Source organism: Flavivirga eckloniae, assembly GCF_002886045.1.
Taxonomy (GTDB): Bacteria; Bacteroidota; Bacteroidia; order Flavobacteriales; family Flavobacteriaceae; genus Flavivirga; species Flavivirga eckloniae.
Map to the genome: position 1 here is coordinate 2,632,229 of NZ_CP025791.1, position 23,172 is coordinate 2,655,400.

The 23,172-nt window shown below is 34.8% G+C and carries 18 protein-coding genes; 8 read left to right on the forward strand and 10 right to left on the reverse strand.

The window, feature by feature from the left end:
- Nucleotides 1-60: 60 nt before the first annotated feature.
- From C1H87_RS10725 to C1H87_RS10735, 3 genes are read right to left on the reverse strand one after another with little or no spacing between them, the layout of a single operon-like run.
- Nucleotides 61-552 carry a GNAT family N-acetyltransferase gene (locus tag C1H87_RS10725; RefSeq protein WP_102755803.1) on the reverse strand — a complete coding sequence of 164 codons (492 nt, stop codon included), beginning with the start codon at nucleotides 550-552 and terminating at the stop codon, nucleotides 61-63.
- Nucleotides 536-1,036 carry a DUF6428 family protein gene (locus C1H87_RS10730; RefSeq protein ID WP_102755804.1) on the reverse strand — a complete coding sequence of 167 codons (501 nt, stop codon included), beginning with the start codon at nucleotides 1,034-1,036 and terminating at the stop codon, nucleotides 536-538. Before C1H87_RS10730 ends, C1H87_RS10725 begins: the two co-directional genes overlap by 17 nt.
- Before the next feature lie 10 nt (nucleotides 1,037-1,046).
- Nucleotides 1,047-1,370 (reverse strand): ArsR/SmtB family transcription factor, encoded by a 324-nt coding sequence (locus tag C1H87_RS10735; protein ID WP_102755805.1) that lies wholly within the window; start codon nucleotides 1,368-1,370, stop codon nucleotides 1,047-1,049.
- Between the two features lie 85 nt (nucleotides 1,371-1,455).
- On the opposite strand from C1H87_RS10735, the gene C1H87_RS10740 reads away from it, so the two are divergent.
- Nucleotides 1,456-1,818 (forward strand): DUF805 domain-containing protein, encoded by a 363-nt coding sequence (locus C1H87_RS10740; protein ID WP_102755806.1) that lies wholly within the window; start codon nucleotides 1,456-1,458, stop codon nucleotides 1,816-1,818.
- A gap of 221 nt (nucleotides 1,819-2,039) precedes the next feature.
- On the opposite strand, the gene C1H87_RS10745 is transcribed toward C1H87_RS10740, so the two are convergent.
- The 6 genes from C1H87_RS10745 to panC form a co-directional block, all read right to left on the reverse strand.
- Nucleotides 2,040-5,966: a LamG domain-containing protein gene (locus C1H87_RS10745; RefSeq protein WP_102755807.1), complete on the reverse strand. Its 3,927-nt coding sequence runs from the start codon at nucleotides 5,964-5,966 to the stop codon at nucleotides 2,040-2,042.
- Nucleotides 5,967-6,261: 295 nt separating this feature from the next.
- Nucleotides 6,262-7,620, reverse strand: a complete 1,359-nt coding sequence (gene radA / locus C1H87_RS10750; protein WP_102755808.1) for a DNA repair protein RadA — start codon at nucleotides 7,618-7,620, stop codon at nucleotides 6,262-6,264.
- A 48-nt stretch (nucleotides 7,621-7,668) separates the two neighbouring features.
- Nucleotides 7,669-8,817: an alpha/beta hydrolase gene (locus C1H87_RS10755; RefSeq protein WP_102755809.1), complete on the reverse strand. Its 1,149-nt coding sequence runs from the start codon at nucleotides 8,815-8,817 to the stop codon at nucleotides 7,669-7,671.
- Between the two features lie 91 nt (nucleotides 8,818-8,908).
- Nucleotides 8,909-9,877 carry a lysylphosphatidylglycerol synthase transmembrane domain-containing protein gene (locus tag C1H87_RS10760; RefSeq protein ID WP_102755810.1) on the reverse strand — a complete coding sequence of 323 codons (969 nt, stop codon included), beginning with the start codon at nucleotides 9,875-9,877 and terminating at the stop codon, nucleotides 8,909-8,911.
- A 5-nt stretch (nucleotides 9,878-9,882) separates the two neighbouring features.
- Nucleotides 9,883-10,233 (reverse strand): aspartate 1-decarboxylase, encoded by a 351-nt coding sequence (gene panD / locus C1H87_RS10765; protein WP_102755811.1) that lies wholly within the window; start codon nucleotides 10,231-10,233, stop codon nucleotides 9,883-9,885.
- A gap of 13 nt (nucleotides 10,234-10,246) precedes the next feature.
- Nucleotides 10,247-11,098: a pantoate--beta-alanine ligase gene (gene panC, locus C1H87_RS10770; protein WP_102755812.1), complete on the reverse strand. Its 852-nt coding sequence runs from the start codon at nucleotides 11,096-11,098 to the stop codon at nucleotides 10,247-10,249.
- Nucleotides 11,099-11,296: 198 nt separating this feature from the next.
- On the opposite strand from panC, the gene C1H87_RS10775 reads away from it, so the two are divergent.
- From C1H87_RS10775 to C1H87_RS10805, 7 genes are all read left to right on the forward strand, one after another.
- Nucleotides 11,297-12,106, forward strand: a complete 810-nt coding sequence (locus C1H87_RS10775; RefSeq protein ID WP_102755813.1) for a glycogen/starch synthase — start codon at nucleotides 11,297-11,299, stop codon at nucleotides 12,104-12,106.
- Between the two features lie 24 nt (nucleotides 12,107-12,130).
- On the forward strand, nucleotides 12,131-13,804 hold the full coding sequence (locus tag C1H87_RS10780; protein WP_102755814.1) for a DUF4270 domain-containing protein: 1,674 nt from the start codon (nucleotides 12,131-12,133) through the stop codon (nucleotides 13,802-13,804).
- A gap of 135 nt (nucleotides 13,805-13,939) precedes the next feature.
- Nucleotides 13,940-15,787, forward strand: a complete 1,848-nt coding sequence (glmS, locus tag C1H87_RS10785) for a glutamine--fructose-6-phosphate transaminase (isomerizing) (protein WP_102755815.1) — start codon at nucleotides 13,940-13,942, stop codon at nucleotides 15,785-15,787.
- 214 nt (nucleotides 15,788-16,001) lie between these two features.
- Entirely contained in the window at nucleotides 16,002-18,842 is a 2,841-nt protein-coding gene (locus C1H87_RS10790; protein WP_102755816.1) for a TonB-dependent receptor, read from the forward strand.
- A 10-nt stretch (nucleotides 18,843-18,852) separates the two neighbouring features.
- The gene (locus C1H87_RS10795; protein WP_102755817.1) at nucleotides 18,853-20,526 is read left to right on the forward strand and encodes an SGNH/GDSL hydrolase family protein; all 1,674 of its coding nucleotides are present in this window, start codon (nucleotides 18,853-18,855) and stop codon (nucleotides 20,524-20,526) included.
- A 167-nt stretch (nucleotides 20,527-20,693) separates the two neighbouring features.
- Nucleotides 20,694-22,202: a F0F1 ATP synthase subunit beta gene (gene atpD, locus C1H87_RS10800; protein ID WP_102755818.1), complete on the forward strand. Its 1,509-nt coding sequence runs from the start codon at nucleotides 20,694-20,696 to the stop codon at nucleotides 22,200-22,202.
- Between the two features lie 78 nt (nucleotides 22,203-22,280).
- Nucleotides 22,281-22,559 (forward strand): F0F1 ATP synthase subunit epsilon, encoded by a 279-nt coding sequence (locus C1H87_RS10805; protein WP_102755819.1) that lies wholly within the window; start codon nucleotides 22,281-22,283, stop codon nucleotides 22,557-22,559.
- Between the two features lie 53 nt (nucleotides 22,560-22,612).
- Here the strand turns inward: C1H87_RS10805 and C1H87_RS10810 are convergent, their stop codons facing one another.
- Complete coding sequence (locus C1H87_RS10810) at nucleotides 22,613-23,167, reverse strand: GNAT family N-acetyltransferase (RefSeq protein ID WP_102755820.1); 555 nt, start codon at nucleotides 23,165-23,167, stop codon at nucleotides 22,613-22,615.
- Nucleotides 23,168-23,172 lie beyond the last annotated feature (5 nt).

Genomic DNA, 23,172 nt, shown 5'->3' on the forward strand with positions numbered 1-23,172 from the left:
CACTACATTAGAGTGGTGTATCGAGAAGCTTTATTAGCCGAAAATTTACTTATCCAAGATTCACGTTATTTTATTACTTCGTCGTTCCAGAAAATGGTTGTCGTACCATTTCTCATATAATTGCCCTATTCTTTCACGAATACCAACAACCCTAAATCCACATTTTAAATGTAAATTAATACTTGCCCTGTTTTCTGAAAAAATGCTTGCTTGCAAGGTCCAAATCTCATGTGCTTCACTTTCCTCAATTAATTGCTTCAATAATATTTCACCAACATGTCTTCTTTTAAATGCATTTGAAACATACACACTAACTTCTGCAACTCCCTTATAAACATCTCGCTTTGAAACTGGTGATAATACCGCAAATCCAACAACTTTTTCTTCTATTAAAGCTACAAATCTGCAAACCGAAAAATGCTTGGCATCCCACTGCTCCCAATCGGGAACTTCTGTTTCAAAAGTAGCTATTCCGGTCGTTATACCTTCTTTATAAATTTTTGAAACAGAATTCCAATCACTTTTCGTTAATCCCCTAACAACAGTTTCCACCAGGAGAACAACAAGGTTCTGTACTTGCCCCTACCGTTTCCTCTACGGGTTCAGGCACGCCACAAAGTTCTTTTGCTTTGCAATCCGTTTTTTCGACCGCTAATTTAACAATTAAGTTGTTCTCTCTTATTTCAAAATCGTTAACAAATAGTTGCGCTGTATGAAATGTTGCGTTACTATATTCAAATTTAACCTCAGCGTCTAAAGTATACGATTTCATTTTTCCAACTTTATTTAAAATACCTAAGGCTTTATATACAGACATATATTCTGTTTTACCTAATTCTTTTGGACTTTCCCAAAGTTGAATAACCGTATCCTTCCAAGCATCTGCTTGTGAACCACAATCGATAGAATCAATCGTCATATGCTTTACTTCTGTAATATGATAATTAGCCCCAACCAATAAATTCGGTGCATATTCAAACAATAACGACTTGTCTTGATTTTGTTCTAATACTTTAAATAATTCTTGTGTTTTCATAATTAAAATTTTAGCAACAATTTGATTTTGTTGTGTTAAAGAATAAATTCAATTGATCTTGTATGGAAGTCCATCTCTCAACGTTAATACAGTAGCACATACTTTTGCCTTCAACCTCGCCTTTTATCAAGCCAATACTTTTAAGTTCTTTTAAGTGCTGAGAAATAGTAGCTTGCGCTAAGCCTATTTCTTCAACCAAATCGTTACAAATACAAGCATTTTGACTACTTATATATTGTAAGATGGCAACCCTAGCTGGATGGCCCAAAACTTTAAAAAATTGAGCCAAGTCATTTTGTCTATCAGTAAATATTTGAGTTTTAGTAATTCCCATATCAAATTTATATATTGCAATATTACGATATTATATTTAAATAAAAAAACTATATTTGGCCTTATTAACCCCAAAATCAACTATTATGAATTGGTATTTAAAAGTATTAAAACAGTACGCAACCTTTACTGGCAGAGCCCGTAGAAAAGAATATTGGATGTTTTTCTTATTCAATATTATAATTTCTTACGGAATCATGTTTATAGCTATAGGTTTGGAAATGCCTTCTTTATCTATTTTAAGTTCTATTTACTCTTTAGCAGTTCTAATCCCTGGAATAGCTGTTGGTGTAAGAAGAATGCATGATGCTGGCAAAAGCGGCTGGTTTTTACTAATTCCTATTTACAACTTAATTTTAGCTTGTACAGATAGTGAAGCAGGCTCTAACAAATGGGGACCAAATCCAAAGTCTCAGACTGAGGAAATAAATCAAATTGGTCAAGAGTAGTTATACCGTTTGAGTCATCCTTATACATTTAGGGTTGACATTATTAAATAATATTAAAAACCTTTGAGACTCAGTTTCAAAGGTTTTTTTATGCTGTAACAATACCTTTTTGAAAGCGATTGTCTTAGTTTTTCTTATTATTTCTTCGATTTTAATACTATGAAATGAAAAAAGCCAAAACAAATATTTGGCTCTTCTCGATTCACTAAACAAAAACTAAACTAATTTAAAACTACTTTTTTGGTAAGCACCTCATTATTTTCTGTTCTTAAACATACTATATAGGCACCTGTTGGCATATTATTAAATTTGTAACCATTTTCTAAACTTTCGGCAGGTACATTTTCGACCTCTAAAACCGCTTGACCTCTCATATTAATTAAAGCAAGCTTTTTCACTTGACTATTTAACTTCTTAGCAAATAGTGTATTTGTTTTGTTATGATAATAAATATAATTTTCTGTAAATGTGGCTTCTTCAGCACTTAACGTTGTTGCTTCATTTTGGAAAACTATTTCGAATCTGTTGTTAAATTTGCCTTGCTCTGAACTAAAACTATATGCTTCCATAGTCGTTAAGTCAAAATACTCTTCGGTTAGGTTATCTCTTAAATAAATTTCCTGATTTTCATCTAAATTTTCTGATTCGGTGATTCTAATTTCAAACGAATTGTCTCCTGAAGATTTAAAGTTTAGAGGTATTACTTTATCGCTAACAATAGGAGCGTAGGCTTGTATATTCATATTTAAGCCTTCTAAACTTAAATTGAAATCGTTGTTATTAGATTCGTCACACTCTGTGTCGTATCCATAATCAAACCCGTCTGTTGTAGCGTCACTGAACCCCAACAGTAACTCTCGTCTTGTATCTGGTCCCGTTACTGCATTAAACTCCAAACGAATTTTCTGCATACCATGGCCATTCGCCTCACTATCCTCTCCGCTTTCTTTGGCTGTAGTATTACCTTTTTTAGATTTTGTATTACTAGATTTAAAGAATGATGCACCATTATTATATGTACCATCTGCATCAGATTCTTTAATAAATATACGCTGACTGTTGTTAAATTCTACATTGCCATCTGCAACAATCTCTGTAATAAACCCTTGACCAACGGGAAGATACCTCGTGGGTGTTATTGTACCATCTTGCGATCCATTATGTGCACCGCTAATCCCAACAAATTGGTATGCCCTTACCGATCCCAGCTTATTTACTTGTGCATAACCACCATTATATTCATTCAGGTAATGTGAATCTCCGCTCCACTGCTGCCATAGTTGCAATGTGCCATCTATAACACCTACGTTATCATCAATAAACTTATGAATATCTAAAGCAGATGGATAAGGATTTCCTAATAAATATTCTGTTTTTGATACCGTAGCTACAGATCCCGGGCCTCCAGTATCAGTTACAGGTATTAGTATGGTTCCATTATTTGGTTTCCCGTCAAAAATATATTGTTGTTCTGTACCTGCATTTCCTGTTCCCTTTTGTATATACCCTACCCCTGATTCTAACGGTGCACTAGGAGAGAGTAAAACCCAATCCCAATACGTTAAACCATTTTTATATGTATATAACCAATAGGTGCTTATTTTTCCAGGCTCGTCATAAGCCGATGTAAACGAAAAATTAACGCCACTCTCATCTTTTATTGTATTTAAGTAAAATGGTGCATTATTAGTGTTATTGGTTGCTGCATTATTATCTGTTAAGCTTGTTACACCTGTAGCTCCTACAGGCGATGCCCAATAGTTATATCTATACGCATTTGAAGTTCCTTCTTGATGTCTTAGTATTTTACCAGTTGCAGAGGTAACCAAATCACTATTTATGGTTTGAATTAGTTGGCAGTCGTCCTCTAAATTAAGTGTTCCATTTAATTCCAAATACCAGGAATTTTCAATAAGATTTTCGCTATGTACTGTAAAAGTACTTCCGGCATCTATTATTAAGCCATTTGTTTTAACCGAATGGCAGGCAGATACATCACTTGCTATTCTTACGATACACCAATCTTTATTGGTAGCTATATTTTCAACATCCCATACATCGCCATGTTGCCATGTAGATTGTGTTGTCCAATCACCATTATTTGAAGACACATATGGCATTGGGGCGGTTTGATCCTGAATGGTCGTAATGTAGTTTATGTACAATTCCTTATCGTAACTCGAATAATCTGTAGTCGTTCCCTTTTTAATATCCGTCATCGGGTAATACGCTATCAAATTTGCCCAGGGAACGGTAGTACTAGTCGCCATATCCTTTATTTCTTTTCCAACGGTTGAACCTATGGTATTTCCTGAACTATCTTGAATTTCCTGGTACACCATTTGTTTTAATTGATCGACTGTAAGTACAATATCAAATACTCTTATTTCGTCAATATCTCCTTTAAAATATTCTTTATTAGTAACATCGCTAGAAAATCTACCAATTTCAAAATTATCGTTAGAATCGTCTGTGTTCTCAATTACAGCTCCAGTACTTGCAACATTTGTAGCGCTCAACAATTCACCGTCAACAAAAAGCTGTAACAGTCCCGTTGTACTAGTATAAGTTGCTGCTATATGGTGCCACTCATCAAAATTAATAGCACTGCAACTTATCGTTTCCTGAGAATTACCTACTGTTTTAACTGTAAACGCAGGTGTATTCCCATTTTGTAACCATAGTTTACAACCTACATCCTCTCCTACAATGGTCATATTCGTAGAATTTCCAGAGTCCGATTTAATCCAAGCCATTAAGGTTACATCCCCCAATCCATCTATAAACGATGCTCTGGATAAATAATCGTCTACACCGTCAAAATCTATAGAAGCTATTGGTGGCGGGTTTATATCGAATAAATCCCTGTAGTCCAAGTCTCCTCCTATAGTCGCATCGCTATCAACATCACCAAAAGAAGCGGTAAGATCTGCTATATCTCCAGTAGACACCTCATCATTAACATCCAAATGAGCCGTTATAGCGTCTAAATTGTCATCCAATCCATCACCGTCAACATCAATGTTATTAAGGATATTTGCCTGACCATTTTCTTGAATATCTGGTGTACCATCATTATCTGTATCACTATCTAAATAATCCTGTAATCCATCCCCATCTGTATCTTCTGCATCTGTTAAATCTGTCCCTCCCATAGCAGACTCGTAAACATCATCTAGTCCATTAGAGTTAGCATCGGTAATACTGCTGCTTACATTGCTTGGCGGTATATAGCCTATGGTAGGTTGTGCTTCCACATTATCTGGTATACCATCGTTATCACTATCAATATCTAATGTATCTGAAAGCGCATCATCATCAAAATTACATTTTGAGCTTACTCCAAAATTTGTTAACCTAACACCAGTATTAGTATGGGTTCCAGTAGCTCCGTACAACAAATCAACATGGGAAAACTTATCAAATTCCATATATAAATAGAAATCCGGATCATCACCATGCGTTCCTCCATCATCTGGCTCATATACCCAATCTGTATTTGGCGCAACAAGGGTTGGATCTAATCTGTATAAAGTGTAACCTGCCGGATCTGGTCCATTAACAAAACCTGTCTGTTCCAAATTTGTTGTAGCACTTAAAGACGGTGTTACTGTTGATGTTACTGTAGAAGGATTAAAACCCGCTATTTCTGTAAAATCTCTATAATATCTGGTATCAATGTCTCGCAACTCTAAAATAATATCATATAAAACCGCAGGAACACCTATTGGATTACCTGGAGTTGCACTTCCTGCTTCCACTAAATCAAACGAATACGTTACATAATCATCGCTGCTGGAATCAAAAGTACTAACCCTTAGCTCATTATTACAATCTACTGTATATGATCCATTAATAGTTATTATAGTTAAAACAATGTCATAATATTTATTTTGAAATAAAATCGCATTAGAGTATACTACTTTTTCACCGGCCTTTACATCACTTAAATCGGCTGCGGTAAGTGCCGACGCACTATTAAATTGAATAGCGGCAGAACATTCGTAAGTATCTATTATACCATCATTGTCGTCATCTATATCTATAGAATCTGGCACACCATCTCCATCGGAGTCTTGTGCATATAAAGTATTAGCCAAGAACAATACTGTTATAAACAATATTCTAAAAAGCAATGTTTGTCTCATAGGTTGAATTTTGGTTAGCTTTAGGACCTATTCTAATTTTTTCTTACAAACAATACGCTTTAGTACAATGGATTTTTAAATTTTGAGGGAAATTAATTACGAATACAAACCAAAATATTTGATTTGTAACATTTTAAGAAGACAATATTAAAACAAGAATGTGAAAATTCCTAGAAAAAAATGATTTTTTTATCGATTAAATGCAAATATTATAGACTAAAAGCATTATTTGTGGCTAAAATTAAAAGAAATGCGAATAGTGGCCTTTAAGTGATACCTACATTTACAAGAGGTTTTATACTACAAAACCAACCAAATCTTCAATCTTAGAAATCATTTGAATTTTAATAGCGGAGTTTTTAAGGGAAATTTTATTGTACTTGGACACAAAAATAGTAGAGAATCCTAATTTTTCAGCTTCTAAAATACGCTGCTCCACACGTTGTACAGGGCGAATTTCTCCAGATAAACCAACCTCTGCTGCAAAGCAAAAGTCTTTTTGTAATGCCATATCTTCGTTAGAGGATAATATCGCAGCAACAACGGCTAAATCTATAGCAGGGTCGTCAACGGTAATTCCCCCGGTAATATTTAAAAAAACATCCTTCGCTCCCAGTCGGAATCCGGCTCGTTTTTCTAAAACTGCTAATAACATATTAAGGCGCTTTGCATTAAAACCCGTAGCGCTACGTTGCGGAGTGCCATAAACAGCAGTACTTACTAAAGCCTGTACTTCTATCATTAACGGACGCATGCCTTCTAATGTAGCTGCCACAGCATTTCCAGACAACTCTTCATCTTTTTTGGAGATTAGAATCTCCGATGGATTTGTTACTTCGCGAAGCCCAGAGCCTTGCATTTCATAAATACCCAGCTCGTTAGTAGAACCAAAACGGTTTTTATTCGCTCTTAAAATCCTAAAAACATGATTGCGGTCGCCTTCAAACTGTAGTACAGTATCTACCATGTGCTCCAAAATTTTAGGCCCAGCAATATTTCCATCTTTAGTAATATGGCCTATTAATAAAACAGGGGTTGCGGTTTCTTTTGCAAATTTTATAAGTTCGGTTGTACATTCTTTTATCTGCGAAATACTTCCCGAAGACGACTCAATATAGTCGCTATGTAATGTTTGAATGGAATCGATAATAACAATGTCGGGTTCTAGAACTTCAATTTGCTTGAATATATTCTGTGTTTTGGTTTCTGTTAATATATAGCAGTGATTGTTTTCTGGATTAATACGCTCTGCCCGCATTTTAATTTGTTTCTGACTTTCTTCTCCAGAGACATACAATGTTTTATAAGGTAATTTCAATGAGATTTGCAGCAATAAGGTACTTTTCCCTATGCCAGGTTCGCCTCCTAATAAGGTTAACGATCCAGGCACAATCCCTCCGCCTAAAACACGATTAAACTCATCGTCGAAAGCATTAAGTCGTGGTTCTTTAGAAACATCTATATCTTTAATTCGTAATGGAACTGATGCTTTTTTTACAGTAGATGTTGGAGACTTCCAATCGCTCTTTTCTGGTTTTTGAATAACTTCTTCAACAATGGTATTCCACTCTTTACAGGCATTACATTGTCCTTGCCATTTGGCATATTGTGTGCCGCAGTTTTGACAAAAAAAAGTCGTTTTTACTTTTGCCATTTATTCCCTTTTGGAATTTGAGGTTATGATGTTTAGAATTTTATCGCTTTAGTACCCGAAATCTTCTTTAATTAAATCTGCTTTCTCAAGCATTAAACCTTTTGTAAGTCCAGCTATTTCCTCCATAGTATAAGCCGTCTGGTAGGTACGCATCGCTTTTTTAGGCTCTCCTCCTTCTTCATAAAAACGCGCCAGATAATACCCTCCTAACAGTGTTTCCGGGTATGCATCTCGAGCAATTTTACCCAATTCTTCATAATATTGGTACTGCTCGGTTTTTTCGATAGCTGCAGAGATGGCTTTAAAATCATTTATCAGGATTTTTTTATCTAGACCAAATAATGTTTTTATTGTTTGGTATTTGTTAACCAGATATTCTACCGGCGAGGTTTCTAGCTCTAATATAGTTTCTTTGTACTCTTTTTTACTAATAGGACGAAATACACTAAAAATATTCTCAATAGCACCTGGTAAAGCGTGCAAGGGTGCCGAATAATGGGATGGCTCTTCAAAGGTGCTAAAACTGTAAACCAGATTATCATTATCTATAGCAGAAATATCCTTATTTAAAGCTTCGGTCATCTTTTTAATAGAACCCGGATCATTTTTAGTATTTGCTAAACAATAGAATAATTTAGATTCCAGTTTACTTAACCGCTCTGGAAGGTAATCTATCATGTTTGGTGCTAACTCCGGACTTACAGCAATGTAAGCCTGAAATAGTGGCTGAGGCTTTAACAAGTAGTAATTAATAAAATTGGCCGTTTCACCATGACCTACCGCAACCTTAAAATTAGTCGTTCTGTACTTCTTTTCTATATATGGAATAAGCTCTAAACCTAAAAATTCGAAGAAACTGGCTCCTGTTTCAATAGGCAAAGAGTTTTGCTCAGAATACATGCAATCATCAAATCGTTTATCAAATTGATTAACTCCTACAATAATGCATCCTGGCATATCTTCCCAATAGGAATAATAATCTACATTTCCGGCAACAGCTTCAAACATGTAATCGCCATCGAGTACAATAAATAATGGGTATTTTTTATCCTTGTCGCTATTATAACCTCTTGGTAATTGTATTTTAATTTCTCTAGCTTCTTCTAATTTTGAAGATTCTATAGTTTCATATTTAACCTGAGCTTCTGTAAAATGCACTGATAGCACAAACAGTAAGACGTAAAGTATATGTTTCATTTTTAATGAATAATTTGAAATTTGATATCGCCAAGTTACTAAATAAGTAGGAGAGATTAAAAACAAAGTTTTTATGAGCCCTTTAAAAAATCTAACTTTTTGATTTTGACTTTTTTCTGTTATAAATAGGTAAATAGATTAATGATATCCCTCCAAAAATTATAATCATAAGTGTTTGGGATGCCCACATAATCCAACCAAATGCAATACTTGGGTCTTCAGCGATTCCAAAAATTGAAAAAGCGGCATAAATGGCTATCGGATAGGAGCCTATACCACCATTTGTAGCTGCTATACTAAAACTAGCAGAAATAAAACCAATTAAAATAGCTCCCACCGAAATACCGTGTAATTCTTCAATAGAAAAGGACGTTATATAAAACATGAGCAAATACATACCCCATATAAAAAGTGTATGAAAAATAAAAGCCCACTTCTTTTTCATTTTAAAGATACTTAAGGCACCTTCTATTAAACCATTGATAAAAGTTCTTATTTTTAAGGCAATTTTGGAGTTACTTTTCTTTACATACCGTAAAAACAAAACAATTAAAAACCCTAGCAAAATAAGGCCAATAACAATTTTTATTGGGTTAAACTTTTCAATTAAAAAACCATAAATAAAATCGAATTGTAGAAAAAGTGTAATCGATATAATTCCAAGCATCACAATTAAATCTGCGATACGCTCGGCAACAATAGTCCCAAATCCTTTTTCGAAAGGAACATCCTCATAATTGGTAAGTATGGAAGCTCTGGCAACCTCTCCAGCTCTTGGAATGGTGTAGTTAATCAAATACGTAGCAAACACCGCCATGATACTATTACCAAACCTAATCTTGTACCCCATAGGTTCCAACATAAACAACCAACGGTATGCTCTAGACAGATGACTCAAAAACCCTAAGACCATTCCTAAAATAATCCATGAATAATCAGATTTCTTTAGATAAACCAATAATTCATCTACCGAGACCTTAGATAGTGAATACCAGACTAAAAAAACTCCCAATAATAATGGGAGCGTAATTTTTAGTATTCTTTTTATCTTGAGGTTCAAAATGTCTACTTTAACAAGTTTGTTGCCTCATCTGGAAAAACCAATGAGGGCTTAAAGATCTTAGCCTCTTCAATATCCATAAAGGCGTAAGTAATCAATATCAATGTATCACCCACCGAAACTTTTCTTGCGGCTGCCCCGTTAAGTGTAATCTCGCCACTTTTGCGTGGTCCGGGAATACAATAAGTTTCTAAACGCTCGCCATTATCATTATTAACAATTTGAACCTTTTCTCCTTGTATAATATTAGCAGCTTCCATGAGGTCTTCATCAATAGTGATACTACCTATATAATTGAGTTCTGCACCCGTGCATTTTACTCTATGAATTTTAGATTTTACTACTTGTATTTGCATGCCGCAAAGATAATTAATTTAGAGCGATATTATCAATAAGTCTAATATCATCTGCATATACTGCTATAAACGCTCTATATGATTTTTTGTTTGATTTTCGTTTAACTTGTTTTAGGGTTTTAACATCTGCAATTATAAAATACTCCAATTCCAACAAGTGATGTTTAGCAAATTGTTTTTCAACCCATTCCAATACTTTATTAGCACTTTTTGTGCCAAAATGTTCTTTGGCAGCTGTTAAAGTTTTATAAATAAAAGGGGCTGCTTTTTTATATTCTGGTTTTAAACGGGTATTCCGCGAACTCATGGCTAAGCCATTGGTTTCCCTATGTATTTCACACCCTATTACATGAATAGGAATGCGAAGCTTTTCAACCATTTTTTTTATAATTTGCAGCTGTTGAAAATCTTTCTCTCCAAAATACGCGTTATGAGGTTTTACAATCTCAAAAAAACGTTTCACAATCGTACCAACGCCGTCAAAATGTCCGTCGCGAAATTTACCTTCCATTTCCAACTCTAATCCATCAAAATCGAAACTTTCAGAAATCGGGTTGCTTCCGTAAATATCCTTAACCGTAGGTGCGTAAACTATAATACGATCTTGGCTAACGCTCTCTAGCAACACCATATCACTCTCAAGCGTTCTTGGGTATTTTTCTAAATCATCGTTATTATCAAACTGAGTTGGATTTACAAAAATACTAACAACAACTTTATCATTATTATCCAGAGCTTTTTTTACCAATTGCAAATGCCCATCGTGTAAGGCTCCCATAGTAGGAACCAACCCTATAGTTAACTGTTTTGCTTTTAAAGCATCAATGACTAGCTTAATTTGCTGTTTTTCTGAGTAAAATTCCACTTTTTAATAAAAAATTAACGCGTGCAAACTTAAGATTTTACAACCAATTTGCATAAAATTTTGTACTTTTGCGTGTTTTTTATTTCGATTTGAAAAAGCGAAACCGTCAAAAAAACAAGCTTTACAAAATTTCCCTTGTAAAAAGAAATAATTAATTGCTAGCTATATTCGACTAAAAAAGTCAACAAAAATAAACATATGAAAGATAAGAGGATATTATATGTATCATCTGAAGTAGTTCCTTATTTACCAGAAACCGAAATTTCTTCCATGTCTTTTGAAGCGCCAAGATTGGTGAATCAACAAGGCGGGCAGATAAGAATATTCATGCCTCGATATGGTAATATAAATGAACGCAGACACCAACTACACGAAGTTATAAGATTATCTGGTATAAACTTAGTAATAAACGACTTAGACATGCCCCTTATAATTAAAGTGGCATCCATCCCTAAAGAACGTATACAGGTTTACTTTATCGATAACGACGAGTACTTTAAAAGAAAAGCAACGCTAACTGACGAAGCTGGGCAACTCTTTTCAGATAACGACGAACGTGCTATTTTCTTTGCAAAAGGCGTTATTGAAACCGTTAAGAAATTAAACTGGTCTCCAGATGTTATTCACGTTCATGGTTGGCTAGCATCATTGTTGCCTTTGTACCTAAAAGAATATTATAAAGACGAGCCTTTGTTTAACGAAAGCAAAATTGTTACTTCTATTTACGATCGAAGTTTTAACAATTCATTAAATAAAGATATGCTTAATAAGATTAAATTTGACAGCATAAATGAAGATGCTGTTAGTGTACTTGAAGAGCCAACATATAATAATCTAATGAAAGTTGCTGTTGATTATTCGGATGCGCTAATTGTAGGGTCGGAAAGTATCCCCGAAGATTTAAAATCCTATCTAGAAGCATCAGACAAACCTATTTTAGAACACAAAAACAAAGATGAATTTGGAGAAGCTTATACAACATTTTTAAATACCAGCGTTTTAAGTTAACCCATTACATTCATTCACATATCTATGAAAAAGACGATTAAAGCCTTTAAATTTTCTATAGCTTTTCTATTAGTTGCCTCATCATTTATTGCTTGCGATAAAGATTTTAGCGTTATAGAAAGTAGTGTTTTAGGATCTGGAAATACAAACTTTGGTACAGACAAATTAAGCCTGCCTATAGTAGCTTATAATAAAAAACTGGATTCTCTACAGATTAATAACGGTTTCGATTCATATTTGCTTGGTTTTTTTGAAGATCAGGAATTCGGACAAACTACTGCTAGTATAATTACCCAAATAAACCCGCTTTCGTCTGGGTTTAGTCCAGATTTTGGTGAAAATCCTGTTATCGATTCGGTTATCATGAGCATTCCTTATAGTACAAAATCTATTGTTAATAACGAGGGTAATACCACATACACTATTGACTCTTTATACGGTAATCCGGCCGATTCTATTAGATTAACTATTTATCGTAACAATTATTTCTTAAGAAGATTTAATCCAAATTCGAATAACTCGCTTCAAAAATATTTTTCAAACGCCAATGGAGACGGTGTAAAACCAACAGATAATTCCGCTCTCATTAACGATGATGTTATAAATTTTGATACACATGCTGGTTCAATAATATTTGACGACACACTTGTTTTTAGTAATAAAGAAATAAAAACTACTACAGGAGAAGGAGAGGATGCTGTAACCCAAGGTTCTGCTCCAGCTTTAAGAGTTCACCTTGATAAAGACTTTTGGACATCAACTATTATAAACAAAGCCAACGATGCTGGGTTAAGTAATCTTAACAATTTTCTTGACTATTTTAGAGGTTTATACTTAAAAGCTCAACCTGTAGAAGGCAAAGGCAGTATGATTTTATTGAATTTGAATGCTGGAAACGCAAATATTACAATACATTATAGTAAAGGTCCTGATGACAACAGAACACAAGCTCAATACCCTTTATTTCTTAGAAATGGTGCAAACAGTGTAAGCTTAAATACGTTTATTAATAACTATAATGCCTCATTAGTTAATGGAAATAAAGAAACTGGAGACGAAACACTCTATTTAAAAGGTATTGAAGGCTCTATGGCTGTTGTTGATTTATTTGGGAATGAGGATCTTGACGACAACGATATTCCCGATGCTTTGGAAGATTTTAGAGACGAATTCAGGGTTTCCGACGGAAATGGTGGATATTTAAAAGATAATACTACCGGAAACTATATTTTAAGAAGACTTATTAATGAAGCCCAACTCATCATTCACACAGATAAAGATTACAATAAGTACGATAGAATTTATGCGTACGATGTTAAAAACAGTGCCGTAACTTCTGATTATTTTAATGACCCAACTGGACCAGATCAAACTACACCATCAAATAATATAGACAACCTCAACTCTAGATTTATTAGTTTAGGATTTCGAGATGATGATCTGAAATTTAAAATACGCTTGACAGAGCATTTAAGCACTATGCTATTAACAGATTCTACTAACACAAAAATCGGATTAACATTATCTACTAATGTTAATATTGCGAATAATGCCGAAATATTAAATAGTGGAGATGATGTTACCAACGTTCCTACTACAGCTGTTTTAGCTCCAAGAGGAATTGTTTTACATGGAACCAATACATCAAACGAAAAAGGAATGAAGTTAGAAGTGTTTTATACTGAATCGGAAAACTAAGCAATATAGCCCTCCCTACAGGACTTAAAATGAATTTCATCGTATAAATTATTGCCTTTATGTAATAAATAGTTATTATTCGAAATTTATTCACATATTTGGCCTGTCAAAATTAAACCAAAAAAAGTTTTACTTATGTGCGGAATTGTAGGGTATATCGGACCCAGAGAAGCTTATCCAATTATCATAGAAGGTCTTAAGCGCCTAGAATATAGAGGCTACGATAGTGCAGGAATAGCACTATTTGATGGCAACGACCTAAAAGTTTCTAAAACCAAAGGAAAAGTAGCCGATCTTGAAGAACGATCGGATAAAGAAATTACTAAGCATGGAAGTGTTGGTATTGGTCATACACGATGGGCTACACATGGGGTTCCCAACGATGTGAATTCCCATCCCCATATTTCAAATTCTGGTGATCTAGTTATTATTCATAACGGAATTATTGAAAATTACGAATCGCTTAAAAAAGAATTAATATCCAGAGGTTACACCTTCCAATCAGATACAGATACAGAAGTATTGGTTAACTTGATTGAAGATGTAAAAAAACAAGAAAATGTAAAACTTGGTAAGGCTGTACAAATTGCCTTAAACCAAGTAATAGGAGCATATGCTATTGCTGTTTTCGATAAAAACAAACCAGAAGAAGTCGTTATTGCGCGTTTAGGAAGCCCATTGGCTGTTGGTATTGGCGAAGACGAATTTTTTATTGCTAGTGATGCTTCTCCCTTTTTAGAATACACTAAAGATGCCATTTATTTAGAAGATGAAGAAATGGCTATAATTAGATTTCATAAAGGTATAAAAATCAGAAAAATTAAAGACGACTCTTTAGTCGATCCTTATATTCAGAAGCTTCAAATAAATTTAGAACAGATTGAAAAAAGTGGTTTCGATCATTTTATGCTGAAGGAAATTCACGAACAACCTAAAGCAATTACTGATACTTATAGGGGGCGACTTGTTAGACAAGAGGCTATTATAAAAATGGCTGGTATTGAAGACAATATGAAAAAGTTTTTAAATGCCGATCGTATTATAATTGTTGCCTGTGGTACTTCGTGGCATGCCGGTTTGGTAGCTGAATATATATTTGAAGATTTAGCCAGAATTCCTGTAGAAGTAGAATATGCTTCGGAATTTAGATACCGTAACCCAATAATTACAGAGAAAGATGTGATTATAGCTATTTCCCAATCTGGTGAAACAGCTGATACGTTGGCGGCTATCAAGCTTGCTAAATCTAAAGGTGCTTTTGTATTTGGTGTTTGTAATGTCGTTGGTTCGTCAATTGCTAGAGAAACCCACGCAGGAGCTTACACGCATGCAGGACCAGAAATTGGTGTTGCTTCAACAAAAGCCTTTACTACTCAAATTACGGTTTTAACTCTAATGGCCTTGCGTTTATCTAGAGCCAAAGGAACTATTAGCAGTTCAGATTTTCGTCGCCATTTACTTGAATTAGAAATGATTCCTGCAAAAGTGGAAGAATCTTTAAAATCTGACGCACATATTAGAGAAATTTCCGAAATTTATAAAGACGCTAGTAATTTCTTGTATTTGGGTAGAGGATACAACTTCCCTGTAGCATTAGAAGGCGCCTTAAAATTAAAAGAGATTTCATATATACACGCAGAAGGTTACCCTGCTGCCGAAATGAAACACGGTCCTATTGCCTTAATTGATGAAAATATGCCTATTGTAGTTATTGCTACAAAAAAAGGACATTACGAAAAAGTAGTAAGCAATATTCAGGAAATAAAATCCCGAAAAGGAAAAATTATTGGTATCGTTACTAAAGGAGATACGCAAGTAAGAGAATTAGCAGATCATGTTATAGAAGTTCCAGAAACTTTAGAATCGCTTTCCCCATTACTTAACACCATACCACTTCAATTATTATCTTATCACATTGCCGTGATGTTAGGTAAAAATGTAGATCAGCCAAGAAATTTGGCTAAATCTGTTACCGTAGAGTAGTATTCTTACACCTTAAATATGTATTATCATCATGCCTTCCGTGGCATGATGATAATATTTAACAAATCTTCACTTTTATTAAATATAACGCAGTTTTTAGCATTCTTTTTTGTTAAAACAATACTATGCGCGCATAATTTTTTCTATTTTTATGTTGAACTACTATTTAATATTTTTATATTGTTAGTCTAAAACTTAAACTAATTCTTACTAAATGAAGACAATTTTCTCAATTTTACTGTTGTTGTTTTGCGGTTTATCCTATTCTCAAACAACTTTTTCAGGCTCTGTTGTAGACGATAATAATCAGCCCATTCCTGGTGCTAATATCATTATCGTTGGTACCTCAACGGGCGTTGTAACAGATTTTGATGGTAATTTCTCTCTTACTACAAGTCAAAGCCCCCCGTTTAATGTTCAAGCGAGCATAGTAGGCTTTGAAACCGCTACTATGGAAGTAACGTCGAACAATCAAACTTTAAATTTTGTTCTCGCAGAAGGAACATCATTAGATGAAGTTGTAATTTCTGCATCAAGAACACCGGAACGAATTTTTGAATCGCCCGTAACGGTAGAGCGTTTTGGGTTAAAAGAAATCAAAAACACTGCTTCTTCAGATTTCTACGATGGATTAGAAAATCTTAAAGGAGTAGACATTAATACAAATAGTTTAACCTTTAAATCTATAAACACCAGAGGTTTTGCAACATTTGCAAACACCCGTTTTATGCAATTGGTAGATGGCATGGACAATGCAGCACCTGCTCTTAACTTTCCACTTGGTAATCTATTAGGCATGATTGAAACAGATGTACAAAGCATAGAGCTTTTACCTGGAGCCGCTTCTGCACTTTATGGTGCTAATGCTTTTAACGGGATACTATTCATGCGAAGTAAAAGCCCTTTTGAACATTCTGGAATTAGTGCTTACTACAAGCAAGGAATTACATCCCAAGAAGCTGCTGGAGATAATGATTATAAAGATTATGGTATTCGCGTTGCTCACAAATTCAGTGAAAAGTTCGCTACAAAAGTTAACTTTAGTTATTTACAAGGAACCGATTGGGTTGCAAATGATACCAGAGGTAAAGACCGAACAACCACATTTGTAGAAAATAATAGCACCAGAGAAAATGATATTGATTATGATGGTGTAAACGTATATGGTGATATTGCTACAATTAATATAAAAACGGTAGCTGATAGACTAGCTTCACTAGGAAGATTGCCAAACCCTGCCTTAGCTAATTTAGTGCCATCTGTTAATGTAAGTAGAACAGGATACGACGAAGCAGATTTAACGGATTATGATGCTAAAAGTATAAAAGCAGATTGGGGATTTTATTATAGACCATGGGAAAACGATTTTGAAATTCAATATGTAGGTAAAATAGGTTCTGGTTCTACAGTTTATCAGGGTTCTAATAGATATTCTATTAAGAATTTCTTTTTACAACAGCACAAAGTGGAAATAAAAAATGACAACTTCTTTTTAAGAGGCTACGTTACAGCCGACAATGCTGGTGATTCTTACGATATGGTATTTACAGGTGTAAACATAAATAGACAATGGAAATCCGATGAAGTTTGGTTTGGCGAATATACTGCAGCTTTCATAGGAGGAACATTAGCTGGGTTAGATGCTAATCAAGCGCATGCAAGCGCAAGACAAGCTGCTGATACAGGGCGATTTGAACCAGGCACCCCTGAATTTCAAAGTGCTTTTAATACAGTAATCAATGATCCTGATGTATTAACCGGTAGTAAATTTAGAGATGAATCTAAAATCTATCATTCGGACGCGAACTATAATTTTAGTCATTTAACCGATTTTGCCGACATTCAAGTTGGTGGCTCCTATAGAAAATATGTATTAAACTCTTTTGGTTCAATTTATACTGATAAATTAGGTGAGATTCCATATTCTGAAGTTGGTTTATATACACAAATCCAAAAGAAATTTTTAGAAGATGAACGTCTCAAATTAACAGCATCTATACGTTATGATAAATCAGAACTTTTTGATGCTTTCTTCTCTCCAAGAATATCACTTGGGTATAACCTGGGGGAAGATAACAACCATAATTTAAGAGCCTCCTTTCAAACAGGTTTTAGAAATCCAGATACTCAAGCTTTATATATTGGTTTTAATGTAGGAAGTATTATCTTATTAGGTAGCGCGCCAGATAACCCTCAAAGAGATTTAAGAACTGTTAGTGGCGACGACATTTCGACTACTGGACAGGGTATTATTGGTACTAGTTTTGATTATGATGGTACTGGAGCTTATAATAACTCCTTTACAAGAACATCTGTGGCAGCATTTGCTGCTTCACAAAACCCTGCAGATTTAAAAATAGCCAATCCAGGTATTGTAAAACCTGAACAAGTTAGTTCTTATGAAGTAGGTTATCGAGGAAAATTAGATAAAGTTATTATTGATTTTAGTGCTTATTTGAATCAATATCAAGATTTCATTACCACAGTAGATGTTGTTAACCCATATTATGGGGATGTACAATTAAGCCAAACAGTGCCCGTAAATGGTACTTCAACTCCCTTGGCCATTATAGCTATTGCTAATAGTGATTTTCAAGCGTACAGAGCTTACACAAATACAACAGCAGATGTTAACTCTTATGGAGCTGCTTTGGGTGTAACTACTAAAATATTTGGGGACTATGATTTAGGTATGAATTACACCTATGCTAAATTAGATTTTGACCGTGATGCAAATCCAGATTTCCAAACAAACTTTAACACACCCGAACACAAATTTAAAGCATCCTTTGGTAACACTAATTTATTCGAAAATTTTGGTTTTAATGTAGCATGGAGATGGAGTGATAATTATATCTGGGAAGCATCTTTTGCAACCGGGGAAGTTCCTGCTTACCATGTATTAGATGCTCAAATAAACCTACGCGTACCCTCTTTAAAATCTTCATTTAAAGCAGGTGCATCCAACCTGTTAGGCGATGAATACTTTACGGCTGTGGGTACTGGCTTTATAGGCTCACAATATTACATTTCATGGACAATTAATAACCTATAAAAAAATAATTATGAATATTAAATATATATACCTTTTTGTTTTTGTTTTAGGTTTTTTTGCTTGCGACGAAGACGATAATTTCTTACCACAAGAAGTAATATTACCAGAACTTACAACAGGTTCCGCAGATTTTTCAAATTATGTAGCTCTGGGTGCTTCATTTACATCAGGTTTTACAGATGGTGCATTATTTAAAGCAGCTCAAGAAAATTCGTTTCCTAATATTTTATCAAAAGAATTTGCTAAAATAGGTGGTAGTGATTTTACACAACCTTTAATGAATGACAATATAGGAGGGCTTCTTCTTGGAAATATACCAAATTCTAGATTTGGACCTAGACTTTATTTTTATAGTGATCAAGATGATACTGATGACTTTGGTTCAGGTCCTTACCCTTTAGGAGTAGTGCCTCATGAACAGGATTTCACTCCTGAAATACCAACTACTGAAGGTACAAGTGTTTTAGGTGATTCTTTTAAAAATATGGGAGTTCCGGGAGCAAAAAGCTTTCATTTATTATTTGATGGCTATGGTAATCCGACTGGTTTACAAACTGTACCCGCAACAGCAAATCCATACTTTGTTAGAATGGCATCTAGCTCGAATGCAACTATGCTGGGTGATGCCATGGCTCAAAGCCCAACATTTTTTACATTATCAGAAATAGGTGGCAACGATGTATTGGGATACGCAACATCTGGAGGAGACGGTTCAAATACAATAACTCCTGTGGCTGGACCTCCCGGAGTAGGTTTTAATGAAACTTTTGGAGCTATAGTAACTACTTTAACATCCGGGGGTGCAAAAGGTGCTGTAACTAACGTGCCTTATATTACAGATTTACCACACTTTACTACGGTACCTTACAATCCATTAACACCATCAAATCCGGATTTTGGACCTCAAATCCCAACTCTTAACGGTATTTTTGGTCAATTAAATCAAGTATATGCTTTTCTTAACGCTCCAGAGCGTTCCATTGTATTTTCCGAAACAGAAGCTAGCGCTGTTGTTATTAAAGATGAAACTTTAACAGATTTATCTGCCGAAATTACAACTACTTTGCTTGCTAGTCCTACGTTTCCTGTACTTGTACAATCTTTCGGTTTACCTGCACAGGCAGCACCTCTAGTAGCAAATTTATTAGGAGTTACTTATGGGCAAACCAGACAAGCAACAGAGGACGACATATTTGTTTTACCAAGCAGTAGTGTTATTGGTACTGTAAATACAGATAATGTACAGGCATTAGTACTTCAAGGCTTGTCTTTAGAATTAGCTGGCCAATTTTCAGCAGAAGGTATTACCCTTCCATTAGCTGATAAATGGGTGTTGTTACCAAGCGAACAAGAAGAAATAAAAATAGCTACAGATGCCTATAACACAACTATTGCTGCTGTAGTAAATGCAAATGATGCTATTGCCTTAGTAGATCTTAATGCTATTCTTACTGAATTATCCAGTATGGGCATTGATTTTGATGGGTTTAACTTAAACGCAGATTTAGTTACCGGCGGTGCCGTTGGGTTAGACGGAATTCATTTAACAGCAAGAGGCTATGCCCTAATGGCAAACAAATTTCTGGAAGCTATCGACGATGCTTTTGGGTCTAACTTTATTGAATCTGGAAATATTGCCAAAGCGAATGATTATCCAACAAATTACTCGCCTACATTACAATAATTATAAATTAAAATATCAATACTTAACACCTTCACACAGAAGGTGTTTTTTTATTGCAAAAAAGCTCCAAAAACGACTTTTTTTTTAAATTAAAAAATATATCTTTGCACGCGAAAACTAAAATTGTTTTCACACAATTAAATCGCATAATATTAAATACATAAGTAATGTCTAAAATTACAGGTAAAGTTGCACAAATAGTAGGTCCGGTTATCGATGTTGAATTCGGTGCTGGTTCAGAACTTCCAAAAATTTACGATTCATTAGAAATTAAAAGACCTGATGGTTCTTTATTAGTATTAGAAGTACAATCTCACATTGGTGAAGATACAGTTCGTACTATCGCTATGGATTCATCTGATGGATTAAGTAGAGGTACAGAAGTTACTGCTACTGGTGCTCCTATACAAATGCCGATTGGTGATGATGTTTACGGACGTTTATTTAATGTAATTGGTGATGCTATTGATGGTCTTGGAGATTTACCAAAAGCCGATGATAACGGATTACCAATTCACCGTCAAGCACCTAAATTTGAAGATCTATCAACTTCTACAGAAGTTTTATTTACAGGTATTAAAGTAATCGACTTAATTGAGCCTTATGCAAAAGGTGGTAAAATTGGATTATTTGGTGGTGCTGGTGTAGGCAAAACAGTATTGATTCAGGAACTAATTAACAATATTGCAAAAGGTCACGGTGGTCTTTCAGTATTTGCTGGAGTTGGAGAAAGAACTCGTGAAGGAAATGACCTTTTAAGAGAGATGTTAGAATCTGGAATTATCCGTTATGGTGATGATTTTATGCACTCTATGGAAGAAGGCGGATGGGATTTATCTAAAGTTGATAAGTCTAAAATGAAAGAATCTAAAGCAACTTTCGTATTCGGACAGATGAATGAGCCTCCAGGAGCACGTGCTCGTGTGGCATTATCTGGTTTAACTATTGCTGAGTATTTCCGTGATGGTGCTGGTGAAGGTCAAGGGAAAGATGTATTATTCTTCGTAGATAATATCTTCCGTTTTACACAAGCTGGTTCTGAGGTATCTGCATTACTTGGTCGTATGCCTTCTGCGGTAGGTTACCAACCAACATTAGCAACAGAAATGGGTGCGATGCAAGAGCGTATTACATCAACTAAAAGAGGTTCTATTACATCTGTACAAGCGGTTTACGTACCTGCAGATGATTTAACAGACCCTGCTCCTGCAACAACATTTGCCCACTTAGATGCAACAACAGTATTATCTCGTAAAATTGCCGAGCTAGGTATTTACCCTGCTGTGGATCCATTAGATTCTACATCAAGAATCTTAACAGCTGATATCTTAGGAGATGATCACTATAACTGTGCACAACGTGTTAAAGAGTTGCTACAACGTTATAAAGAATTACAAGATATTATCGCTATTCTTGGTATGGAAGAATTATCTGAAGAAGATAAATTAGCTGTAGGTAGAGCAAGACGTGTACAACGTTTCTTATCACAGCCTTTCCACGTAGCAGAACAGTTTACAGGTATACCAGGTGTATTAGTAGATATTAAAGAAACAATAAAAGGGTTTAATATGATTATGGATGGTGAATTAGATCACTTACCAGAAGCGGCGTTTAACCTTAAAGGAACTATTGAAGAAGCTATCGAGGCTGGAGATAAAATGTTGGCTGAGGCCTAAAACTAGTAGGCAGTTGGCAGTAGCAGTTGGCAGGATGCCACTGAGTACTGAACACTGAATACTGAATACTTAAAAACTATGTATTTAGAAATTGTATCACCAGAAGCAACCTTATTTAGCGGAGAAGTAACTAGTGTTGCTGTTCCTGGAGTTAATGGGGAATTCGAAATGTTAAACAATCACGCTCCTATAGTATCCTTATTAAAAGAGGGTGTTGTAAAGATTTCAGGAAACATTGAATTGGATGAAGAAGTTCAAGATAAATTTGTTAAAGGTGAAAAAGACAAAACCTTATTAAAAATTAACTCTGGAACTATTGAAATGAAAGACAATAAAATTATTGTTTTAGCAGATTAAATTTCTTCTTATAGAATATATATAAAACGCGAAGCAAATGCTTCGCGTTTTTTTTATGTCCATTTCCAGATAATTAGCTCCCAATCTTCGCCAGCTTCAGTATGCACATCCAACGGTTCGAATCCTATGGCATGATGGGCTTTAGACGACCGTATATTTTTAGAGTTCACTTCTGTTATTACAGCATCGAAGTTTGGACTTAGTTCTTCTCTATAACACCGGTATAGATTTCTAAAAACCCCTTGTTTACGATACTCCTTATCGATACAAATCTGCCCCATTATTAAATAACGAAGTTCTGATAAATTCTTCGATCTTATTATACCATCCATATATTCAAACATTGGTTTGAGTGCTGGCACATCATTTCTAAAAGCATTAAGCATACACAAAGCATAACCAACAACTTTCCCTTTATGCTTAACGATTATATGCGGACATGCTTCATTCATACGCTTTAAAACATCAAGCGTATGTGTTACAGAAACAAAGCCTTCCGACTTCATAGTATCATTAGATAGTGATGATTTAATATTGACCTGCTGTAAGTCTAAAATCTGCTGCAACTCCTCATCCGTTTCAGCTCGCTTATAAACGATTTGAATCATTACGG